The 21556-nt window shown below is 48.7% G+C and carries 18 protein-coding genes; 8 read left to right on the top strand and 10 right to left on the bottom strand.

Translation table 11 applies throughout. From position 1 onward, the window contains the following. Nucleotides 1-81 precede the first annotated feature (81 nt). The gene (locus tag AKG35_RS08200) at nt 82-561 is read left to right on the top strand and encodes a hypothetical protein (RefSeq protein ID WP_011130908.1); all 480 of its coding nucleotides are present in this window, start codon (nt 82-84) and stop codon (nt 559-561) included. A gap of 26 nt (nt 562-587) precedes the next feature. After that, entirely contained in the window at nt 588-806 is a 219-nt protein-coding gene (locus AKG35_RS08205) for a CP12 domain-containing protein (protein WP_011130909.1), read from the top strand. Between the two features lie 101 nt (nt 807-907). Here AKG35_RS08205 and AKG35_RS08210 read toward each other — a convergent pair whose 3' ends face one another. Both AKG35_RS08210 and cgtA read right to left on the bottom strand, forming a co-directional pair. Beyond that, complete coding sequence (locus AKG35_RS08210; protein ID WP_011130910.1) at nt 908-1090, bottom strand: hypothetical protein; 183 nt, start codon at nt 1088-1090, stop codon at nt 908-910. An 81-nt stretch (nt 1091-1171) separates the two neighbouring features. After that, a complete protein-coding gene (gene cgtA / locus AKG35_RS08215; protein ID WP_011130911.1) occupies nt 1172-2161 on the bottom strand; it encodes an Obg family GTPase CgtA in 990 nt (329 codons plus the stop codon). Between the two features lie 60 nt (nt 2162-2221). Here cgtA and AKG35_RS08220 point away from each other — a divergent pair, with 60 nt between their 5' ends. After that, nucleotides 2222-3469 carry an ABC transporter ATP-binding protein gene (locus tag AKG35_RS08220; RefSeq protein WP_011130912.1) on the top strand — a complete coding sequence of 416 codons (1248 nt, stop codon included), beginning with the start codon at nt 2222-2224 and terminating at the stop codon, nt 3467-3469. Here the strand turns inward: AKG35_RS08220 and AKG35_RS08225 are convergent. The 3 genes from AKG35_RS08225 to AKG35_RS08235 are packed head-to-tail and all read right to left on the bottom strand — an operon-like array spanning nt 3466 to nt 7923. Continuing rightward, a complete protein-coding gene (locus AKG35_RS08225) occupies nt 3466-5883 on the bottom strand; it encodes an endonuclease MutS2 (RefSeq protein ID WP_419177156.1) in 2418 nt (805 codons plus the stop codon). The genes AKG35_RS08220 and AKG35_RS08225 overlap by 4 nt on opposite strands. Before the next feature lie 40 nt (nt 5884-5923). Further along, a complete protein-coding gene (gene hemB, locus AKG35_RS08230) occupies nt 5924-6925 on the bottom strand; it encodes a porphobilinogen synthase (protein WP_041385179.1) in 1002 nt (333 codons plus the stop codon). 38 nt (nt 6926-6963) lie between these two features. After that, on the bottom strand, nt 6964-7923 hold the full coding sequence (locus tag AKG35_RS08235; protein ID WP_011130915.1) for a DnaJ C-terminal domain-containing protein: 960 nt from the start codon (nt 7921-7923) through the stop codon (nt 6964-6966). Between the two features lie 134 nt (nt 7924-8057). Between AKG35_RS08235 and AKG35_RS08240 the strand changes: the two genes are divergently transcribed. Continuing rightward, nucleotides 8058-8504: a hypothetical protein gene (locus AKG35_RS08240; protein ID WP_236069579.1), complete on the top strand. Its 447-nt coding sequence runs from the start codon at nt 8058-8060 to the stop codon at nt 8502-8504. A gap of 914 nt (nt 8505-9418) precedes the next feature. Beyond that, nucleotides 9419-10051, top strand: coding sequence for an FAD-dependent thymidylate synthase (thyX, locus tag AKG35_RS08245; protein WP_011130917.1), 633 nt, complete (start codon nt 9419-9421; stop codon nt 10049-10051). Between the two features lie 232 nt (nt 10052-10283). Here the strand turns inward: thyX and AKG35_RS08250 are convergent, their stop codons facing one another. Continuing rightward, nucleotides 10284-11237, bottom strand: coding sequence for an NAD(P)/FAD-dependent oxidoreductase (locus AKG35_RS08250; RefSeq protein ID WP_011130918.1), 954 nt, complete (start codon nt 11235-11237; stop codon nt 10284-10286). A 288-nt stretch (nt 11238-11525) separates the two neighbouring features. On the opposite strand from AKG35_RS08250, the gene AKG35_RS08255 reads away from it, so the two are divergent. From AKG35_RS08255 to AKG35_RS08270, 3 genes are all read left to right on the top strand, one after another. Continuing rightward, a complete protein-coding gene (locus tag AKG35_RS08255) occupies nt 11526-11864 on the top strand; it encodes a hypothetical protein (protein WP_011130919.1) in 339 nt (112 codons plus the stop codon). Between the two features lie 173 nt (nt 11865-12037). After that, a complete protein-coding gene (locus AKG35_RS08260; RefSeq protein WP_011130920.1) occupies nt 12038-13423 on the top strand; it encodes a sodium/glutamate symporter in 1386 nt (461 codons plus the stop codon). 755 nt (nt 13424-14178) lie between these two features. Then, on the top strand, nt 14179-14700 hold the full coding sequence (locus tag AKG35_RS08270) for a pentapeptide repeat-containing protein (RefSeq protein ID WP_236069580.1): 522 nt from the start codon (nt 14179-14181) through the stop codon (nt 14698-14700). A 505-nt stretch (nt 14701-15205) separates the two neighbouring features. Here the strand turns inward: AKG35_RS08270 and AKG35_RS08275 are convergent. The 4 genes from AKG35_RS08275 to AKG35_RS08295 form a co-directional block, all read right to left on the bottom strand. Next, complete coding sequence (locus tag AKG35_RS08275) at nt 15206-15997, bottom strand: metallophosphoesterase family protein (RefSeq protein WP_011130922.1); 792 nt, start codon at nt 15995-15997, stop codon at nt 15206-15208. A 224-nt stretch (nt 15998-16221) separates the two neighbouring features. Then, nucleotides 16222-16557: a hypothetical protein gene (locus AKG35_RS08280; RefSeq protein WP_011130923.1), complete on the bottom strand. Its 336-nt coding sequence runs from the start codon at nt 16555-16557 to the stop codon at nt 16222-16224. A 976-nt stretch (nt 16558-17533) separates the two neighbouring features. Further along, complete coding sequence (locus AKG35_RS08290) at nt 17534-19243, bottom strand: FAD-dependent oxidoreductase (RefSeq protein WP_011130924.1); 1710 nt, start codon at nt 19241-19243, stop codon at nt 17534-17536. Nucleotides 19244-19260: 17 nt separating this feature from the next. Continuing rightward, entirely contained in the window at nt 19261-20343 is a 1083-nt protein-coding gene (locus tag AKG35_RS08295) for a phytoene desaturase family protein (RefSeq protein ID WP_157859864.1), read from the bottom strand. Nucleotides 20344-21556: the final 1213 nt, after the last annotated feature.

Here is a 21556-nt window from a genome sequence, read left to right on the forward strand (position 1 = left end):
GGAGTATCACAACATTGACAACTGGTTGCCGTCTATTGATCAGAGGGAGGCATCTCTAAGGCACTGATCCAGAAAACAAGTTTGACCCGTATCCTTCAACCTCTGCCAAATTCATGGCAGTTGGGCGGCAATCATCTACAGAACAATGCTGGGCCATCAGTTCCCCAATCTGTCTCAGATATAGATCTTGCGACCAATCCACATGGTTGTAATTGGAAGCCTCGCAAGCTTCAAAATGGACCCAAAGCGTTGACTGACAAAGCCAGAAGAAACGCATTGCTTCCACTCCAATACATCCGCGAAGCTGAGGCCACTGCGCTTTTGCCTCTTTGCAGAGAGCTCGCAAAACGTTTCTGGCCCGTTCATCCAGAACATCCTTTACTGCTGATCGATGAAATGGCGATCCTGCCGGTCTCTGATCCGTACCATGCCATCAGCCTCAATCTGCCTAATCAGCTAGGAGCCAATGGTGAAAAGCCTTGGCAATGGTGTTGTAACGGAAACCAAGTCAGGCCTCCCCCCATGGCGCAACCGATCAAAGTGCTTATGTTGTGGCAGTGATAGAGGCCGGCGCAGGCCAAGACCCTATGAAAACCATCGACGAGCACATTCAGAAGGATCAATCTGAGATCCAAGACGCCAAAGCCCAAGGCAACGACGCCAAGGTGCGCCATCTCACCGACGAAATCCATTCCCTTGAGGAATACAAGGATCACCATCCAGAAGATAAACACGACCCCAATGCCCTGGAATTGTTCTGCGATGCCAATCCAGATGAGCCCGAGTGTCGCGTCTACGACGACTGAGTTGATCCCCAAAAGAAAACTGGGCTCAGAATGATCTAAAGCGGGCATAAGCCCGCTTTTTTTGTTAACGAACTGAGCGAGGATCAACATCTTGATCCAGTTCAAACATCCTCATTGAAGTCAGACGGACTACTGGTGAGTGAGCAGACAACCGCTTCCTCATTCCTCATTTCTCGAACTTCAGCAATGGGACGTCCCATCCGCCGCAGAGCCTCAATCTCCTGATGGGTCTGGCAACGGGCAATCTCCTTGCCCTGCTGATCAAAGCAGCTGTAAAAGGTCATGACATCAATGGTTTCACTCCAGTTATGACCAATGACCCGCGAACACACAAGTCTGGATATGGTCTGGCAGACCTGAAAACCTCAGACGCCAAGTTCCTTCCATACCTGCGCCAACAGCCCCTCAAGGCCTAGACCCATGGCCGCAGAAATCAAAATCAAGCTTCGACCACTCGCTGCCTGAAGGGCATCAACCAGCTGATCTTGATGCTGTTCATCCAATAACTCCTGTTTATTGAGCACCAACAGCCGTGGCCTTTCAACCAAGTCATGGCCATAAGCAACCAGCTCCTTTTCAACCACCAGCAAGTCTTCAACTGGATCTTCTGCGCCACCATCCAACACATGAATCAACAGCCTGGTGCGTTCGATGTGGCGAAGGAAATCATGCCCTAGGCCTGCTCCTTGTGCTGCACCGGCAATCAGACCAGGGATATCAGCGAAAACTGTGCCATCTCCGCTGGGTCGACGCACCACACCGAGATTAGGCACCAATGTGGTGAAGGGATAATCAGCAATCTTGGGCCGGGCTGCCGAAAGCACAGAAATCAAAGTGCTCTTGCCTGCATTCGGCAAACCAATGATCCCCACCTCTGCTAATAACTTGAGTTCCAATTGAAGGAACCATTCCTCCCCATCGCGCCCTTCCGTGAATTTCTCAGGAGCACGGTTTCGATTACTGAGGTAATGGGCATTACCAAGCCCTCCACGCCCTCCAAAAGCCACCACAAGTAGATCTTCAGATCGAGTGAGGTCACCCAGAAGGATGCCCGTGTAGAGATGACGCACTTCAGTGCCACATGGCACCTTGATGATCAAGTCTTTACCTGAAGCGCCGGTACAGCGATTCGGACCACCCCGCCGACCATCAGGCGCTGGGAAAAGTCTCTTGTACTTAAAATCCAGCAGGGTCTGAAGGTTGCCATCCGCTTCAAGAACGACGTTGCCGCCATTACCGCCATCCCCACCAGAGGGACCGCCAGCCGGCACATACTTCTCCCGCCTAAAAGCCATGATCCCATCGCCACCGCGACCGGCTCTAACGGTGATACGTGCCTGATCTATGAACTGCACTGCAAGCGCCCAGCTTGGCCAAGCTCCAACCCTAGGATCAGCTTGATCGGGGAACTGTGAGTGGCCGGCGTTCGCTTCAAGGCTCTCAACAAGAGCTACCCAGGCAGGCGGAATGAACCCTCTGTTGAGGTCATTCGTCAACTGAATCTACAAATCAACGATGGTGAATTCCTTGTGCTTGTTGGCCCCTCCGGCTGTGGCAAAAGCACACTACTAAGGCTGCTCGCGGGCCTCGAAGCCCCTACAAGCGGCGAGATCTACGTAGGCAAACAACCTGTCTCGCAGCTACGACCTGCCCAAAGGGACGTGGCGATGGTGTTCCAAAACTACGCGCTTTATCCCCACTTAAGTGTGCGAGACAACCTGGTCTTCGGCCTACGGCGCAGCCAGCAGCGATCTTTAGGCCAACTCCTGCAAGACCAACTCCATCGCAAGACCCGCAACTTTCCTCCACTTCTGCAGGTTTCATCTATCCGAGAGCAACGAATCGAGCGCCGGACAAGGGAAGTTGCTGAAGCCCTGGAGCTTCAACCACTGCTCAATCGCCAACCCAAAGAACTCTCTGGCGGTCAAAAACAACGTGTTGCTCTCGGCCGGGCAATGGCGAGAGAGCCGTCTGTATTCCTGATGGACGAACCACTCAGCAACTTGGACGCAAAACTGCGCAACAGCACGCGCACTCAAATCGTTGACCTCCAGCGTCAACTTGGCACCACCACCATCTACGTCACCCACGACCAAGTCGAGGCGATGACGATGGGTCATCGGATTGCGGTACTGAATCAAGGGCAACTACAGCAATTAGGCACGCCAATCGAGCTCTATCAATGGCCATCAAACCTTTTTGTTGCGCAGTTCATCGGCAGTCCGCCCATGAACGTACTGCCAGTATTTGCTGGCCCCGCCAATACGCTCCTACTAGGTGATCGTCGCCTAGCGGTTGAAGGACCAATGGCCGAAGCGCTGCTGCATCTGGAAGAGGGGCAACCGCTCAGCGCTGGTCTTCGACCGGAGCATTTGCGCGTAGCTCCTTCCACCAATCGCAATCTCGCGGCAATCGTGAGTCATCTAGAAGTCTTAGGAAATGAACAACTGATCACCTGCAAACTTGTTGACGGGAACCATCTGGTTCAAGTGAGGGCCTCGCCCGAACTCTCGCTCAGTGCTGGAAGCAACCTGCATCTAGAGCCAGATCCTCGAGGCTGGCGACTGTTTGGTGCCGACGGGGAAGCCATCGCAATGACAGTTCAAGACAACACTGAACAAGACCCAAACGACCGCAAACTCCACTTGCCCATTCTGGGCTAATGCAGCCAAATCACACTGCAACCGGCTCCACCATCACCCTGATCCGCATCGTGGACGCGTTCCACATAAGGAACGGTCTCAAGCCACTGGCGTAGCCCCCGCTTGAGTTTGCCGCTGCCGATGCCATGAATGACCCATATCGGACCAGTGCTACTGCGCAAGTGCTCCTCAACGGCAACCTCGGCTTCATGCACACGCAGTCCGCGAACATCCACGGTGTTGCGGGTCGTGCGTACCTCCGCGCCACGGCCCAGACCTGAACGGACCTTCACCTTCACCACCAACTCTGGAGGACTTGGCTTCAGGCCATCAAGGCTTTCCACCCCTGACAGCTCCACAGTGCTGCGCATGACTCCACAACGCACCGTGAGTTGTTTGCCATCTTCAGAGATAGCAATCACTTCTGCCGCCTTGCCAAGGGCCAACAGCCGAATGCGCTCTCCCACCTCAGGACGCCAGCCCATGTGCTGTTTGCGTTGAGGCTGAATCCGATGGTCAGCCTGAATGCGACGCAAGCGCTGACCTGCACGTCGTGCGGACTCACCATCGGCACGACCCTCGCGCAACCGGCGAATCAACTGACGGACTTCCTTCTGCCCCTCTCGAATGGAGCTCTCCAGCTTCTGGCGACCTTGTTCCTGCAAAGCTGCAGACTGCTTGCGCTGCTTCTGCCAGCGACTGAGAAGTTCCTCATGCAGCAATTCCGTGCGTGCCAGCAGAGCCGCGGCATCTTCAGCAGCTGCCTGTTGAAGGCTGCGTTGCTCTTCAAGACCACGGATCACTTCATTCACCTCTCCATCACCACAAGGTCCCAGCAGCTCTTGGGCATGAGCAATCACTGCGCCGTCTAGGCCAAGCCGCATCGCGATACTGAGGGCATTACTGCGACCAGGGATTCCCCATTGCAGTCGATAGGTGGGCAACATCGTCTCGCCATCAAAGGCCACAGAAGCGTTTTCAAAGCGAGAATCGCCATATTTGAGTGCCTTGAGTTTGCCGAAATGAGTTGTCGCGATGGTCAGGCGAGCCCGGTCGGCAAGCGTGCGCAGCAGGGCTGTGGCCAGGGCCGTCCCTTCACTGGGATCAGTACCCGCCCCGACCTCATCAAGAAGCACCAAAGCTGGACCAGGCCCCTCGTTCAAGGCTTCAAGAATGCAGCCAATGCGCTTCACATGGCCACTAAAGGTGGAGAGATTCTGTTGTAGTGACTGTTCATCACCGATATCAGCAAGCACCTGAGCACACCAAGGCATTGATGGACTCCCTGTGCAAGGCAACAAGAGACCCGCCCGAGCCATCAGCAAGGCCAGGCCAACACTCTTAAGCGTGACAGTCTTTCCACCGGTGTTGGGTCCTGTAATCGCGACCACTTTCAGGGTGGAGGAGACCTCAACGCTGATCGGCACCACAGCTTCCCCATGGTCACGGCGATGCTGCCAAACCAGCAAGGGATGTCGCAGCTCCTGAAGGCTAAAAGGAGCTGCAGCCTCGGCATGCAACGTAGGGGGGACCCCACCAAGCCATTGACCATAACGGCCACGAGCCAGAGCCAAGTCGAGTTGAAGCAGAACCTCTGCCAGGCGCCCGATCGATACGCCGGCCTCAGCCACCGCCGCACTCAACTCCGCCAAGACGAGCTGCTGCTGCTCTCGGATACGACCATCCAATTCAGCAAGACGATTACTCAGGGTGATCACAACCTGAGGCTCAACAAAGACTGTGCTGCCAGATGCTGAGCTGTCGTGGACCAGGCCGGGGAGTTGAGACACTGCGGCGGCTTTCACCGCTAGCACTGGCCGGCCATGGCGATCTGCGATCACAGTGTCCTGCAGCATGGCCGCATGACGCCTGACCACCTCCTGTAGGCAATCACGACGTTCCTGACGCAAACCTTGCCACTGTCGTCGCAAGCCAGCGAGCTTGGAGCTGACGCGATCAGCCACCCGACCACCCTCTTCCAATGCAAATTTGAGTCGCCGTTCCAGCTCGGGCATCGTTGCGACATCCAGCAACAGTGACGAGATCGTGGGACGAAGCTCTGGATCATTAATCTGGCGGCGCAAGCGGCGCGCTGCTGCAAGGGTGTCGGCAACAGCTAAAAGCTCTTCCCCAGAAGCCACACCACCTTTTGAACAGCGAGCCAGGATATGGCCAAGGTCATGGACACCCTGAAAGCTGAGGCCTCCATCAATCAGACCATCCAAAGCACCGATCTCAAGAGTTTCTGCCAAGCGCAAACGGCTAGCAGACAAATCGGCAGGAAGCGACAAAGTCTGGCAATGACGCCGGCCCTGCAAGGTGCTGGCAAATCCAGCGAGGTGTTCACATAAGCGTGGCCATTCAAGCTGCTTGAGTGTGTCCTGAAAGGCAAGGGAAGCAGTCGAGACCTCAGAGCTCATGACTACAGCGCTCATTTCAACGCTGTTGCGCCCCACTGAACTTGAAAGCAGCCAATCATCCCTGCCGTAACCAAGCGGCTGCATCACAAGCGTGGTAGGTGAGGATCAAATCGGCACCAGCTCGCTTGAAACTCAACAAGGTTTCTAGAACCACCGCCCGCTCATCAAGCCAACCCCTTTCCGCAGCAGCCTTCACCATCGAATACTCGCCACTCACGTTGTAAGCAGCGATGGGTAACTCCGATTCTTCGCTTAAACGATGAATGATGTCGAGATAGGCCAGGCCAGGCTTCACCATGAGAATGTCTGCACCTTCCTGCTCATCGAGTTGAGCCTCAGTAATGGCCTCACGAGCATTGGCTGGATCCATTTGATAAGTACTCTTGTCTTTAGGGATTGGCTTGCCACCAGCCACGCGCGGGGCTGAATCAAGCGCCTCGCGAAACGGGCCGTAGTACGCCGAAGAGTATTTCGCTGTATAGCTGATGATCCCCACATGCTCAAAACCCTCGTCGTCAAGAGCTTCACGGATGGCGCCGACGCGGCCATCCATCATGTCGCTGGGTCCAATCATGTCAGCACCAGCACGAGCCTGAACCACCGCCTGACGACAGAGTTGTTCAATCGTCTCGTCGTTAAGCACCACACCCTCGGTGCTAACGATGCCGTCATGACCATCACAGGAATAGGGATCCAAAGCCACATCGGTCATCACTGTCATTTCCGGCAGCTCATGCTTGAGCTGCGTGATGGCCCGCGGAATCAACCCATGCTCATTGAAACATTCCGCCCCATCTTCAGTTTTGAGGCCCTCAGCAACTTTCGGGAAAAGCACCACACAACGAATGCCCAGCCCCCAGGCCCGTTGAACTTCTGCCATTAAGCGATCGAGGCTCCAGCGATTGGTTCCTGGCATGGCACCGATCGGCTCAACACCAGCTCCCTCATGGACAAACAAGGGATAGATAAAGTCAGCAGCAGTGAGGCTGTGCTCCCGCACCATGGAACGCAGGGCAGGAGTACGACGCAGCCGACGAGGGCGATAAGTGAGATCCATCAAAACCGCATAACAATCTCGTGAGCGTAAGTCTCGCCTCAGAGTGGAGCCATCTGAAGCCACGCCTGGCGGGGGTCAGTACTGCGAGACTGCTGCAACCGTTTCAACAACTCCAGCTCATCGGCAGACCATTCAGACGGTAACTTCAGGTTGAGGGTCAAGAGCAAATCACCACGCCCCCCAGGCGAAGGCCAACCTTTGCCTTTAAGCCGCAGACTGCGGCCTGGCGAGGTTCCTGCAGGAATGGTCACCTGAGCTTCCCCATCAGGAGTCATCACCGTCGCCGTACCCCCTAGTGCAAACTCATCGAGCGCAACGGGCAAATCGGCCCTCAGCTGATCACCATCCAACCGCCATAAGGGATGGTTTTGTACATCAATATTGAGGAAAAGATCACCCCGCCGGCCAGTACCAGGTTGAAGATTGCCCTTTCCCTTGAGGCGTAAGCGCGAACCAGGTTTAATGCCCTGCGGAATGCGCACCTGCACTCGTTCTTCATTAACAGAAAGGGTGCGTTCGGTACCGCGAAACGCTTCAGCAAAACTCACCTTCAAGGTGGCTTCGGCATCAAGATTCACCGGAGCACGAGAGCTCCCTCTAGGGAAGCCTGCGCCACCAGGGAAACCAGCGCCAAAACCAGCAGCAGCTTGAGGCCCACCAAAACGGCCCAAAAGGTCATTAATGAAGTCGTCAAAATTCCCATAACGACCAAAGTCAACTTCAAAACCAGCGCCGGCAGGACCTCCGCCACCCATGCCACTGGCCTGATTCCAATAGCGGCCAAACTGCTCATATTTACTGCGTTTATCCGGATCGGAAAGCACCTCATATGCCTCACTCACCTCCTTGAACTTCGCCTCAGCAGTAGAATCACCGGGATTCACATCAGGGTGGTACTGGCGCGCCAGCTTGCGGAATGCTCGCTTGATGTCATCGCTATCGGCGTTGCGCTCAACTCCGAGAACCTTGAAATAATCCCGGTAGCCGCTGCCGGCCATGGCGTTGATTTGGCCCGAGGCCCTACATCTGTTCAGTGTCCCAGTTTCGCAGTAACCCTGCGCCTTGCTCCATGGAGGGAAGCCCGAACGATTTGAGAGTGCTTAAGTTTGCCAAACCCCACTCTTCAGCTTCCATGGTTCGGCCACAAATCCTCAAAGGCAACCATGGCCTGAAGTTATGGCTGTCCCTACTCACAGCAATGGGGCTGAGTTTCTCACTGCAAGCTGCCAAAACCCGAGCAGGCGGTGGCGCTGCCACCCTAGGGGAACCTCTCAAAACATCAACCAGAGAACAACTGACCTTGGTTCGTCATCTCAACACCATCGGAGCCGTGTTCTACGGCTCCTGGAGCTGTCCAGCTTGTTTCTTCCAAAAAAACCTGTTCGGCCAGCAGGCGAGCACGATGCTGAACTATGTGGAATGTGGCAAACCGAAACAGCTGCCTGAACAATCAGCAGCCTGCGTAAAAGCCGAGATTCAGGCCTATCCCACCTGGCTCCTGGAAGACGGCCAGCGACGTGAAGGGGTCCAATCGATCGAGGAGTTGGCAATCTGGACCAAGATGCCTCCCAACCCTTAACAATGAACAGATTCTTGACACAAACGAACAAAGGAATAGCCTGAAAAATCTCAATCAAGCGAGCCCCAATCAAGCTTAAGCGTAATATTTGAAGTCAATCGCAAATCATGAGACAACTTCACTATAATTCCAGAGAATTATCTGCAAGCAATTACCTGTATAAGCTTAGAGAGCTGTAGCGATGCAACAACGAGAACTCCACAAAAGAGCAAGTCAACATCACTAAAGCAATCGCCTTTTCCCGAAGAAGAGGCAACACTACCGCAGATGAACTATTTTTTAGTCACATGCTTAAATCTACCAACCAAGAGATAAGTGATTCAATCGCCACACCATCAGGTGACACTTGACCAAACAATTCAGCCATTTATTATTGCCAGCAAAAGTTTAATGGGCAAAAGAGAAGCCCTTGAACAGATCTTGACAGAAGCTAAATTGTAAATGCGAAACATCAACTCAAGGCAAATACAACAACACTTTTAAACCATTAATGAGAAGACTCATTAAGTTCATCACTTGCTTCACTGACGAACACTTATCTGTTGAGATATCAACTGGCCTTGACTCCGTTTCAAGGAATTTATTTTACAGCAAAGTTCTCGGCAACTGCTAACAAAATTCAAGTTGAAAGAATAAGGTAAACTCAGCAAGCTGTTAACACTTCCTCGATCAGGTCTCATCAACCCAATAAATTTGCTAAATCTTTGTATGGCAGTGCAGTTCAAGACTCAGGGATCAATCCATTCAAGCCGCCTCAAGCATTCTCACGAATACAGAAGTCGTGCAAAGAATGATCCTGCTGGATGCACAACCATTTCGCTCTCAGTCGGAAGATAAGGCTCAACAATAAACATCATCCCAAAAAAACAGCCGATCACAAACCCAAACCATTCAATCTCCCAATCATCAGATTCATGAATAGCGTATCCTTAATCTCCGTAACGCCCAAGGCAGAAGAAATCATTGCTTACTGTGCGAGAGTCTCAAATCCTCAAAATCAAGACAATCCTGATAGCGAAAGGCTTATCCGCTATCTGATTAAACATCGTCACTGGAGTCCCTTCGAGATGGCCCATATAGTTATGGAAATAGGAACGACCCGAGCAATAGCAGCGCAAATCCTCAGACATCGAAGCTTCTCTTTTCAAGAATTTAGTCAGCGCTATGCTGATGTCTCAACAATGGCCTTTGCTAAGCCGCCTTCACTACGCAGGCAAGACATAAAAAACAGGCAAAGTAGCATCGACGATCTTGATCAAGAGACAGTATCAAAACTGAGTTCAAAAGCGAACTTATTGTTTGAACAAAGTCGCGACCTATACCAAGAGATGCTTGCAGCTGGTGTCGCGAAAGAATGCGCAAGAGAAGTTCTCCCACTAGCAACTCCCACGAAAATCTATATGGCAGGGAGCGTTAGATCTTGGCTTCATTATATCGATCTGCGCTCCGCACATGGCACCCAAAAAGAACACCAAGACGTTGCTATCAAGTGCCGAGAAATACTCACAAAAGAGATGCCTTGCGTATGCAATGCAATGTGGCCTTGAAAAGAAAATATTAAAGCCAGGATTGATATTACCAGAATTGCCAGGGTTCAAGTTTAATCTTTAGCTAGCATGTAAATCAATTAAATTAATCGCCTTAAAGATGACTGCTAATTCATCTTACTCTACACAAAAACTCATCCTTCAAGCTCTAAAGTCAATTTCCTGATCGAACAAATCATCAGCCATGCAGAAAAGATCCGAAAGACAAGGCCTGGTCGAAGGTGCGTTCTCACTAATGCACCCAATCAACACGAATCCCCTTGCGGCTATTCAGGAAGCGATCGATCGCCATTGCTGCAATACAACCGTCTGATGCGGCCACTACTGCCTGCTTAAACGGGGTGTTCCGAATATCACCAATAGCCCATACCCCGTCCACTGTTGTGGCCATGAAGTCATCGACCACAACGCCACCATCCTCTTTAAAAGCCACCTGATCACCTAAGAAATCAGTAATTGGCTTAGAGCCACTCATGTAAACAAACACACCTTCAACGGCCAAGTCCTGCTCTGTCTCCTGAGTCCGATTTTTCAACTTGATGCCAGTCACGCCAGCATCATCTCCCTCGATCAACATCAATCTTGTGCGGCTCCAGTGTTGAACATTGGGCTGAGTCATCAACGCTTGCGCGTGCGCGTCATCTTCCTTGGGGTCACTCGTGGTAAGCCAATGCACTCTCGAGGCGAACTTGGTCAGCACCTGTCCTTCCTCAACAGCCTCTTTGTTTGCCCCAACAACAGCTACCTCACGTCCTTTATAGAAAGCACCATCACAGGTAGCGCAATAGCTCACGCCACGGCCAAGGTACTCTGCCTCTCCCTTAAATGATGCTGGGCGCCCCAAAGCGCCAGTCGCTACAACCAGCGCCCTTGCCTTAAAAGTCCCTTCAGGGGTATACACCGTTTTCCACTCACCATTTACGTCCACACCAAAAACCTGGGCACGGCGATAATCACTGCCGAAAGAAACGGCCTGCTCACGCATCAAAGCCAGCAGCGCTTCACCACTCATCTCACTGGAAACGCCCGGATAATTCGCGATCTGATGCGTGATAGCCAAGGCGCCTACATCAGGATTCTTATCAAGGATGACTGTCTTCAAATCGGCACGCGATGTGTAAAGCGCGCAGCTGCAACCAGCTGGGCCTCCACCCACGATCACCACATCGGCTTCGATTGTTTCCAAGGGGCAAAGGTCTCCAGCAGGGTGTCAAAGCTGCTCTGAACAGCTCATCAGCTTCAGATCAGGATGCGCCGTTCTGACAACAATCCCAAAAGCCACCCCAACCCTACTGAGTTCAACAGGTGATCTGTCTTAAAAGAAATGCCTTTTCTTTGGGCAATGCGATACCCCATCACTGGATTGGGAGCTTGCAAGTCGATAGACCCTCAAGCGCTTCGCGATACCCTCCCCTTACTCATTTCCCCAGCTTGGTCGATGAAAATCGGCATAAACACACCGAGATGACAACTGATGAGCACTCCACCCAACGATCGTCACACAGCTACGCGAATTGAGATCTCACTTCAGGAGGAGGTCTTGGGTTGCCTGGATGACTATTGCGATGTTTACGCTATAGACAGGAGCATGGCCATCGGACATCTACTGCAGGGCGCCCTGCATAGTGCTCTACCTGACCCTGATTGGTTAAAAGAAGACAAGCCACTCACTGCAAACGCCTCAGCCAACAGCGGGGATTCAGCATCAAGAACTAGCCCAGCAGAAACAAGTACAGCAACACCAATGGCTCCCCGCAATGAAGCACTCGCCGCCAATCCACTCATACAAAAGCGACACAACACCCAAGCCTGAGCAGGCACAAGCTCTCAGTTCCAGCCATGCAAGCCAAAAAGGAGCGCTGAAATTAAAACCCTTGGCATACGACAGTCATGGCTTTCACGATGGCGCAATACATATCGAAGTTCTCCAGAACACAAAACACCATCTGAACCGCTGCTTTGATCTAAAGCCACTAGACGGCTCCCATGGTTAACGGCTTGCAAAGCCTGCTCCATGCCACCCAGCCAACCAATTTGTGGCTGGCCCTAATTCTGCTGACTGTGCTGGCTTTGTTGCTGAGCTTGGGGCGAAGGCTCGAACCTGCCCTGCGACTGGAGCGACTAGGCCTGCCTATTGCCCTGTTGGCCGGCACAGCAGGCCTGCTGCTGGGGCCCTATGGCCCCCTACCCCTGCTGCCACTGAGCGTAACGGACATCTGGACTGAAGTCCCAACAGCGTTGCTTACCCTGGTCTTCGCCACCTTGATGCTCGGGCGCCCCCTCCCGAAAGGTCAAGGCTTATGGGAGCCTGTGGCATCCCAGGCCATGCTGGGAATGATGCTCGGTTTTGGTCAATACCTAGTGGGGGGACTAGCGGTCCTACTGGTGTTGATTCCCCTGTTGGGGGTTGATCCGCTCATGGGCTGCCTGATTGAAGTGGGTTTTGAGGGCGGCCATGGGGCAGCGGCCGTTATGGGTGAAAGCTTTCGCGAACTCGGCTTCCCTGGTGGCCAAGATCTTGGCCTGGCAATGGCAACAGTGGGCCTGCTCACATCAACCCTTCTGGGCAGTGTCCTGGTGATTTTCGGCCGTTGGCGTGGATGGGTTGCCCCCCATAGCCCCACAGAAATCGGAGACACAGGAGCTGTTGAAGAAGAAACGAGTTTTGGCAAACAACTTCGCCTGCTGGCCGTCAATCTTGGCCTTGCTGGAGCCGCTGTGGCTTGCGGCGTTTTAATGCTCGAAGGCCTGCGATTATTGGGCCCTTGGCTGGGGGAGTTCTACCGGCAAGTCATTCACGTCTTCCCAGTCTTTCCTCTTGCACTAGGGGGTTCACTACTGATCCGACTAGCCCTGGAAGTCTCAGGCAAAACTCAATGGGTATCACAGTTATTGCAACGTGAAATCGGCATCCTGGCCACCGACCTGCTGATCACCACCGCAATGGCAAGCCTGAATCTGCCGCTGCTGCAACACGACTGGCTTCCGCTAACTGTGTTATCTGTGACAGGGCTGGCCTGGAATCTATTGATCATGCTCTTTGTGGCCAGGTTCACACTGCGCGAGGAATGGTTCGAGCGCTCGATCACCGAGTTCGGACAGGCCACTGGAGTAGCTGCGAGTGGCCTTTTGCTGCTACGACTGGCCGATCCCCGCAACCTGACAAAAGCCTTACCTGTGTTTTCGATCAAACAATTGATCCTGCAACCAATTCTCTCTGGTGGGGTGATCACCGTTGTAGCCCCTCTAGCAGTAACTCGATGGGGACTGCTTGGCTGGACAGAACTTTGCGGCTTTCTTACTGTTATATGTATTGGATTAGCAGCAATCATCAACATCACCTCATCACCAGAATCAACAGAAGCTGCGTGAATAGCGATGACAGACCAATACACATTTGCTACCAATATTTTAACGAAAGCTGCTAATTTCTATACCCCCATGGAGCAGAAATCTACAATGCAATGGATTAGAGACTCATCGCTGCCAAGAAAGAGCTCTCTCAACAATTCGCAAGGCCATCAACATGAAGACGTAGAGGAACATCTAAATAAAGAACACGATCTAAACACTATGGCGAATGCCTCCAACACAGAGAAGTGATGGCTTCAGAATAATGAATTCACAACCGCAAGGAGCATTGCTGCCAACCATTAAGGATGGAACTTGAGAATAAAATAATCATGATTCTGGTATTGCCAAAAGCAATCAAATGCGTCTGAGGCAGCTTTGGAAAATCAACTTTCCAATAAAATGACTTTTTATGAAAACAAAGCAATCATAATTTCTGGCAATGCATAGAAAAGAACCAATGGCTATTCGCTGGCCAGAAAAACATTTAAGCTTCAAGGAGAGAAAGAAATGGCAATAAAGAACACTTGTCAAATCACACAATAAGCAGTAACTAGACCAGGCGCAAGAAGTAGCAAGAGCTACCTCAAGCTGTAGATATTTTACGTTCAACTGGCAACTTGAATACAGCAATTATTTGCTTCCAATGAGATATTAATAATGGCCAGATGGTTCTACGATGCAAGCCAATGTGGAAGATTAAGTCGTCAGTACTGCGATCTCTAATACTGGGAATACTCATCCCAATTACCGCTTCTATTTATCTGACCCTGCCCTTGGCAGCTGATGCCACTTATCCAAGTATGTGGGAGAATGATCAGGGTGGAGCTGATCATTCGATGCTAGAGACTAGGAAGAACCTAGATACTCTCAGCCAAAAGTATCCATTTCTCGAACAAGTTGAAGATGGTAAACCCTTAACAGCGGAATTTGTAAAATATGATCTTGCCGGCTATGATTTAAGCGAGGCTGATCTACGTGGATCGACATTCAGCGTAACGTCCCTGAAGAATGCCAATCTCCACGGTACAAACTTAGAGGATGTATTGGCTTACGCCACTCGTTTTGACAATGCCGACCTTTCAGAAAGTATCCTACGCAACGCGAATCTAAGGAAGAGTGAATTCGCTGGTGCTTTAATTGATGGGGCTGACTTCACTAACGCCTTACTTGACAAGCAAGAACAGAAAGCACTCTGCGCAAGAGCTACAGGCAAGAATTCAAAAACTGGCGTAGATACATATAGCAGCCTTGATTGTTCTGGAATCTCAGAACGGGTTATTCCGGCCAGCAGATAGATGGATGATTGGAACAATCAATAATCAAAACAAATAGCCCTCAAGCGTGCTAACTGGAAAAGACTTAAAATAAAATGATAGTTCACCTTCTATTCATCAAGAATAAGTGGTGACCAGGCAAGACATGTATCAAATAGAGAGTTAATAATGAGGTCGGTCAAGACTGAGAGTTAATACTAGTTTGATCTACATCTTCCATGTTCATGAAGAGATTTTGTCTCTAAAGCTTTGCATTACTATTGCAAACCAAAGACCACCTCAGACAGCAATTATTCTTGGATAGAGGGCAGCATTAATAGATGAGTGGACAACATCTTCTCTTGCATCAATCGATCTATAATTATGTCTACACGCTGCCAAAGCAGAATCGATTGAATTCGCGCATTTATCAATAGATCACAGCCTTAATCTCTGTAGTAATAACTGTATTGTGAGTCAAGAATTAGTTTATGTCTTAGAAAGATATATTAGGACTCACAACATAAGGGCATCGATTCTGCCTTGGTTATCGACCCGCATCAGCCTGGTCAAGATCGGGATATGACCATCGCAGGAGCTTTTCAAAAAAGTTGCCCCTTTCATCCAACTCAATCAAACGCCCACCAGGTTCATCTTCTCGACCCAGAAGGCATGGTTGTACAGCCTTAAAACTGCAAAGAGTGGAAGGGCAGCCAAGCACCAACACATCTTTACGCCCAGGCAATCCCCCTTGCCAGTGCTGATGGATATGGCCACATACCACAGCGCATAACTCGTCTACAGGAGTGAGTAGCTTGATCAACGCCTCACCATCCACTAGACCAATGGCATCCAACCAGGAAGAGCCAATCGGCAAAGGTGGATGATGCACCGCCACCACTAATGGCCTGCCAGATTGCTGAAAATCTGATAAGCGCGCATCGAGCCATTGCAGTTGTGATTCACCAAGTTGACCTGCTGTTCGACCTGGGACATGACTACTAAGAAGAATGAGACGAACACCATCCACATTCAAATCTGCTGGGGCTGTAAAGGCATGGCGTCCAAGAGCCGCCTTGATGAACAAAGGGTTGTCATGGTTGCCAGGAAGAACAGCAACCTTGATTGATGGAGAAAGATTCTGCAATTCATGACGCAACAAAATATACCCACACCAGGTTTCGTCATGGCAAAGATCACCAGTAATCAAAAGCAGATCCGGGGAATGAGAGGCTCCATGTTGCAATGCACACTGAAAATTCAACAGAGGATTTTGACCTCGCACCAATCGTTGATTAAAGGCAACAAGATGAGGATCACTAAGCTGTACTAAGCGCATTTATTGTGCAGCGGATCTTCGCAGCGGTTTTGTCATGGAGGCTATCTCCCTTGTTCAAGCATGAGAAAAACCAGAAGCTGGTTTCTGCCTACTCGTAAATAGCTTAGGTAAAATACTTGCAGCAACTATCAGGGAGAAATCAAGATTTTAATAAAGGTTTTTGGAATTCTAAATCAATAGGGATGACCTAGCTAGCATTAGCTTTCTGGCAATACAATCATCATTTAATGAGCTGGAGTGAATCGGGCAACTGATGGTGGCCTTACCTTAAGGAGATGCTGCCAGATATGCCTGCAAGCATCGTAGGCAAGGATCACTAGAGTGACGTTAATGGCCACGAGCTGGATCAGAGACAAACGGAGCGGACCATGCAGGTATCGCCAATAGAAGATGCCAAAAGTGCGGCCTGTCACATAGCCACCTCTCACCATCAAGCGCATCAGGCTCTTCAGGCTTGAAAGCAAAGCGAAGTCAACTACAAGCGTCATGACCACCTTTGACATAAAGACCATGCCAAGGAGGACGATCAGGGCTGTTGAAATTTGAGTGAAATGAATCATGAGCAGTTACCTCACATTCATCTTATTCCAGAACGGATGCGCAAGAGAAAATAAACCAGTTAGGTGGTTCATCAGTGGCCGTGGACTGCTGTGTAGCCTCAATCGCTTTCCAATGACTCCTTGCCTGCTTTTTATTGAGCTGACAAGGGCTTATTGACAGTTCGAGGCCAAGGCTGATTGAATAAAAAATCAAGGCTTTGTCAGTGAACACTTGAACATCAACAAAGTGTTTCTTCTGATCTCTAAATCAAAGCCGAATCACATGGCGAAGGGCTCAGTACTTTCATACTAATATCAAAGCCATACTCTATCCATTGCAATCGTCTCCTTGCATTAGCATTCTTCCTATAGTTTATATTACAATGCGTTTCAAGGTAGTACCTGGAAAATCTGGCTAAAGTTCCTTCAAAGGTACTCTAGGCTGCAAAAGTCACTTCGAAGAATAATTTAATATAGCAATGGAACGCACTAACAAGCTTTTAGGCAAGTCGGATTATCTCTTCAACTATCAAGGATTATGATCCTTTGCAGACAGTGTTTATGGGGGCAATGGTTAGCAGAAAAAAATGAAAAAAGCTAAGCATTTCCGGAGACTCTCTCTCCATTCGGCGCTTGATAAATCTTCTTTAAAATCTCATCATTATCAATAGTAAGTATCAAATTCATTCAACCATTGGGAATATGAAAAGATCTACGATGATCAGCCTCTTCTTTTGCTATCTGTTTGAGCTCTACATCAAACTCATCCTCTGATTCGATCCGAATGCACCACTGAAATAATTCCCGTTCAGCTCGGAGAAAGTCGTCTTGTCGTTCAAGCATCAATACACTAATAAAGCTCATATCGGTGATAATTAAAAAGATCGCAAAAAATTATTCAAGACGAAGAAGCATCGGCTCATGTTGATTGACCTCTAAAATATACTCCATCTTCAATAATGCTATTAGTTAAAGCGTGAAATGTCTATTCCATGAATCAAGATTGCTTGATCATGAAGGCATGATTAATTTCTGCTGCTGCCTTGCGACCGTCTCTAATTGACTCATGAATGCTACTGGAGCCTCTAATGATATCTCCGCCGGCGAATACATTGACGTGACCCAGAACCTGTAGCGTGTCTAAGTCAACCAAGGCATCAACATCAACCAAAAGGCTTGAACTTAGATGCTCCCTTAATTGAGCCTCAATACGCTGTTGTTCCAAACCTGCCATGATCACCTGATGAGAAGAACTACAGAGTTTAGAGAAAGCTGAAGGATCTATTCTGGAGTGAATCTCAATTCCAAGTTCTTGCATTTCATTTAAACGCTTAGCCTGAGATTTCGATTGAAATTCAGACTGCTCGTCAATCAGATAAACCTTCTTTGCACCGTTTTGAATTGCCAACTTTGAGATATCCATAGCAAGGTAGGTAGCGCCAACTATTGTCAAGGTCTTCCCTCTAACAATAGTTGACTCCTGAGTAAATTGGTCTAAAAACTTCAACCCATGAATCAAGTTAAAATCGTGATCGACATCTTTAGTCTGAATTTGCTTCTCTCCTAGACCACAGGCTAAAAAGAGTGCATCATATTGATGCCTAAGCTCAGCAATTGTAATGTCTTCTCCTAAAGATTGACCAAAATAAATCCTAATAGAAGGTAATAATAGGTTTGATATTTCACGATGTAATACTGACAGAGGAATCCTTGATACTAGAGCAATCGATTTCAGCGTCCCTCCAGCTTCACTTTTCTTCTCGTAAATGTCTATTTGGTAGCCCAAACGCGCCAAATAATGTGCACATGTTAGACCAGCAGGCCCAGCCCCAACAATAGAAATTCGCTTACCATTATCCGGAGCTGCCTCTGGTATGTAGTTGGGGACTTTCTCGCATACATAGCGATTTAATGACTTAATGGGAATAGAAGCATCAGGACATAACGATTGCGAACATGACGAGCCACAAAAATCGTCTGATTGAGAAAGGTAAGAGGTTGATTCTGAAAATGGATTAACGGCACGTAAGGACTGGGCTGCACCTAGCCAATTGCCGGCTTCGACAAGACGAGCGATATGGGCTTGATGAGTACTGTCTGGACCCGCACGAACGCAGCGCGGAGACAAACAAGATCGGGGATCTAATTCCACAGTTTTTATCTTCTGATGGTCAGGAATCAAATCCGCAGAATGTTGTTTTTGAGATAGAGAGGCTTTAGCAAAATGAACATAATTTTTAGGATAATGCTTTAATGGTAGATATTGAGGTTGACGAAGATCCTTTAAAATGGCATTGACTGCACTGATTGCGGACACAGTCACAGACACTACGCCGATCCCTTGACTGGTGGAATCGCCTACACAATAAAGCCCTTGCCAATCACTGCGAGCGGCCAGCCGACTCATATAACTTTGGCTCATATTCACCTGTGGACCACCAATAGAGCCATGACTTTTAAGGGTATAGCGCTGAATCGTCTGTGGGGTAGCTATTTCCTGAACCAAGATATGTTTTTTAAGTTCTGGGAAATAATTCTTTTCTAAGTAATCAATAATTGCGGATGCTTTTTTCTGCTTTTGATCTCGATATGTACGGTTATGATATTTATCCTTACCATCGGTTGGCAGTGTGATCTCTGGAGTAGATTCCGGTAGAAATATACAGAGTGTATGTGTCCCTGGCGGAGAAGCTTCAGGATCCAACATCGACGTGACGTAGACTGTCAGATAACTTGAAGAGCCATTGTCATTAAAGGGCAGAATTTGTGTAGGCTTAATCGTCGTGGGGACAGCTTCTGCTTTAACACCAAGATAAACACCAAATACACTATAACTTGGCCTAAATTTCCTTGCCCACTTTCTTTTTCTGCGGGAGATATGCTGCGAACGATCAACTTACCATAGAGATTCCAGACGGTTGTGTTTGAGATTACTGTATGAGATTTAATCTTAAGGCCATTTTCAAGCTGACAGCCAATCGCCTTCCCATTCTTAATTAAGATCTTGTCAATGCGATTACGATATAATATTTTTCCACCATATTTATGAATAGCTTTTTCTAGCTTATTCGCCAGAGTCTGTGGTGATCCTTGAGCATAATAGCAACCACCTGTGTAAGATTCTACGTGGATCATTGGGCCGGCGATGGCAGGTGTCTGGTCCAATCCACAAGTGGTCATATTTTGATTTAAAAGCGTAAATAGTTTGAGAATCTGCGGATCACGTGTGAAGCGTCGAAATAGTTGCTCTTGAGTTGAAAGCAGATAATTAAGCAACCTTGCTAAATAAAAAGGTCGCGTAAACATCAAATTGATGCCATGTTGCGGTGGCGTTTCCGCTGGCGCAAAAAACTGACCTCCATAGCTATCCAATGACTCATTATAAAAAGATTCGAATTCACTTAGTAATGCTTTGATTTGTTCTGATTGGTGTGGAAAACAAGAACACATTTCTGCCCAAAATCTTTCACGTTGTGTATACATAGAAACTTTGGTTTGCTGATCTAGATGGATAGTGAAGGTTTCATCCATCGGCACAAGAGTAATGTCTTCCTCCAACTCATTCATCACAAATTGATGTGGGTTATAGCCTTTTTCTCCAAACCCAAAAAAGAGAGAAGCTCCTACATCAAATGTAAACCCTTGACGGCGAAAGATACTCGCGCATCCACCAGGGAGATAATGCTGCTCTACCACCAAAACTCTGTAACCACGCTTAGCCAGAAGTGCCGCTGCTGTTAGTCCACCAATCCCAGCGCCAACTACCAAGACATCATAATAGGGCAACAAAATATCGCGGTCAAGCACGTGCATTAGCTAAGGGATACACAAGCCAAGTAAATTATCTCACTATTTCATGAAACATTCAGTCTACAAGCGCAAAACGTTGCATGAAGCTTGCAGGCAACAGATGAATTAAGTAAAAACACTCTAACAAAATTACTTCTTACTGCGCACCATAAAAAGCATGAGAATCAAATTAAGGGCTTTATTTTATTCTAACTTCAGAAGTTGAGATCCTAATCAACCCTGAAGAAGGCGGATTTTTAGCAACTAATGGATGAGAAAATGTATTGATGCGAACATCCTCCAAGACTGAGAGAGTAGACTCAATATGCAAGAACGTTGATTTCAATTTCTCAGCAATAGTTTACTTCATATATGCTTGCAGGCAGAAACATATTGGCTACTCAAAGGGTTCATGAATGATCAGCCAACAATTGAGCAAAGAGTTGAAATAAGTTACACGCTTATGAGTAACAGTAACTGCAATTCAGCATCTGCTGCTTGCTCTACTATTCTTGACTTGCTTCAATATGTAGAAGACAATAAAGATATTGTGCTATTAAATAGTTCTTGAGTAGGTTAAATGGTACATACACACTCATTCCAAAAAAATCCTAGATTTCAGAAAACGTCAACAGGCCACTGGCTGGGGTTATGCATTGTCATCTGCTTGAATTCCTCTTGTCCAGATATATTACGCCATATCCAGAAGATCTATCACCCCAATAATTTATGGGATTGCATTAACAGCACTTATATGCATAATCATTGGAGCATGTATGAATACTTTCGGAGTCTCAGGCCAAGGGCCTTCCTCAGAACAATGGAATTAGCAATGCCAGGAATTTGATAGAGATTAGTTAAAATGCCTACTCATCTTGTACAAACATTTAAAGCCAGGAAGATATCCTTTCTGGGAGACATTTCTTAGCCTCGCTTTCAACAAACTCTAGACTTATCCACGGAATTGACTGGCCAATTTTAATCACATTTTCTAGTTCTAAGTTAGTTCGGCTCTGTTCTTTTCTCAAAGCTCTCTATGCACTGGAACTCATTAAGAAAGACACCTACGTGGCCCTCTTGAGAATGCTAAGTACCTTTGGTATTCGTAGACTCTAACAAGAGACTAGCGAGTTAAGAGTACACAACCTCTGCAGACCCCCCAATTTTAATTGGGGGGTCTGCGCAATCCGCAATCATACAAGAAGAAATCGGTTAAGTCGAATGAAATCAA

Origin of the sequence: Prochlorococcus marinus str. MIT 9313, from assembly GCF_000011485.1 — a bacterium.
GTDB classification, from domain to species: Bacteria; Cyanobacteriota; Cyanobacteriia; order PCC-6307; family Cyanobiaceae; genus Prochlorococcus; species Prochlorococcus marinus_D.

What these genes read in the sequence shown, in the direction of transcription:
- AKG35_RS08205 (WP_011130909.1), top strand. Translation starts at nt 588, where the DNA reads ATGAAAACCATCGACGAGCACATTCAGAAGGATCAATCTGAGATCCAA.
- AKG35_RS08210 (WP_011130910.1), bottom strand. Translation starts at nt 1,090, where the DNA reads ATGACCTTTTACAGCTGCTTTGATCAGCAGGGCAAGGAGATTGCCCGT.
- AKG35_RS08225 (WP_419177156.1), bottom strand. Translation starts at nt 5,883, where the DNA reads ATGAGCGCTGTAGTCATGAGCTCTGAGGTCTCGACTGCTTCCCTTGCC.
- hemB (WP_041385179.1), bottom strand. Translation starts at nt 6,925, where the DNA reads ATGGATCTCACTTATCGCCCTCGTCGGCTGCGTCGTACTCCTGCCCTG.
- AKG35_RS08235 (WP_011130915.1), bottom strand. Translation starts at nt 7,923, where the DNA reads ATGGCCGGCAGCGGCTACCGGGATTATTTCAAGGTTCTCGGAGTTGAG.
- AKG35_RS08240 (WP_236069579.1), top strand. Translation starts at nt 8,058, where the DNA reads ATGGTTCGGCCACAAATCCTCAAAGGCAACCATGGCCTGAAGTTATGG.
- thyX (WP_011130917.1), top strand. Translation starts at nt 9,419, where the DNA reads ATGAATAGCGTATCCTTAATCTCCGTAACGCCCAAGGCAGAAGAAATC.
- AKG35_RS08255 (WP_011130919.1), top strand. Translation starts at nt 11,526, where the DNA reads ATGAGCACTCCACCCAACGATCGTCACACAGCTACGCGAATTGAGATC.
- AKG35_RS08260 (WP_011130920.1), top strand. Translation starts at nt 12,038, where the DNA reads ATGGTTAACGGCTTGCAAAGCCTGCTCCATGCCACCCAGCCAACCAAT.
- AKG35_RS08275 (WP_011130922.1), bottom strand. Translation starts at nt 15,997, where the DNA reads ATGCGCTTAGTACAGCTTAGTGATCCTCATCTTGTTGCCTTTAATCAA.
- AKG35_RS08280 (WP_011130923.1), bottom strand. Translation starts at nt 16,557, where the DNA reads ATGATTCATTTCACTCAAATTTCAACAGCCCTGATCGTCCTCCTTGGC.
- AKG35_RS08290 (WP_011130924.1), bottom strand. Translation starts at nt 19,243, where the DNA reads ATGTTGGATCCTGAAGCTTCTCCGCCAGGGACACATACACTCTGTATA.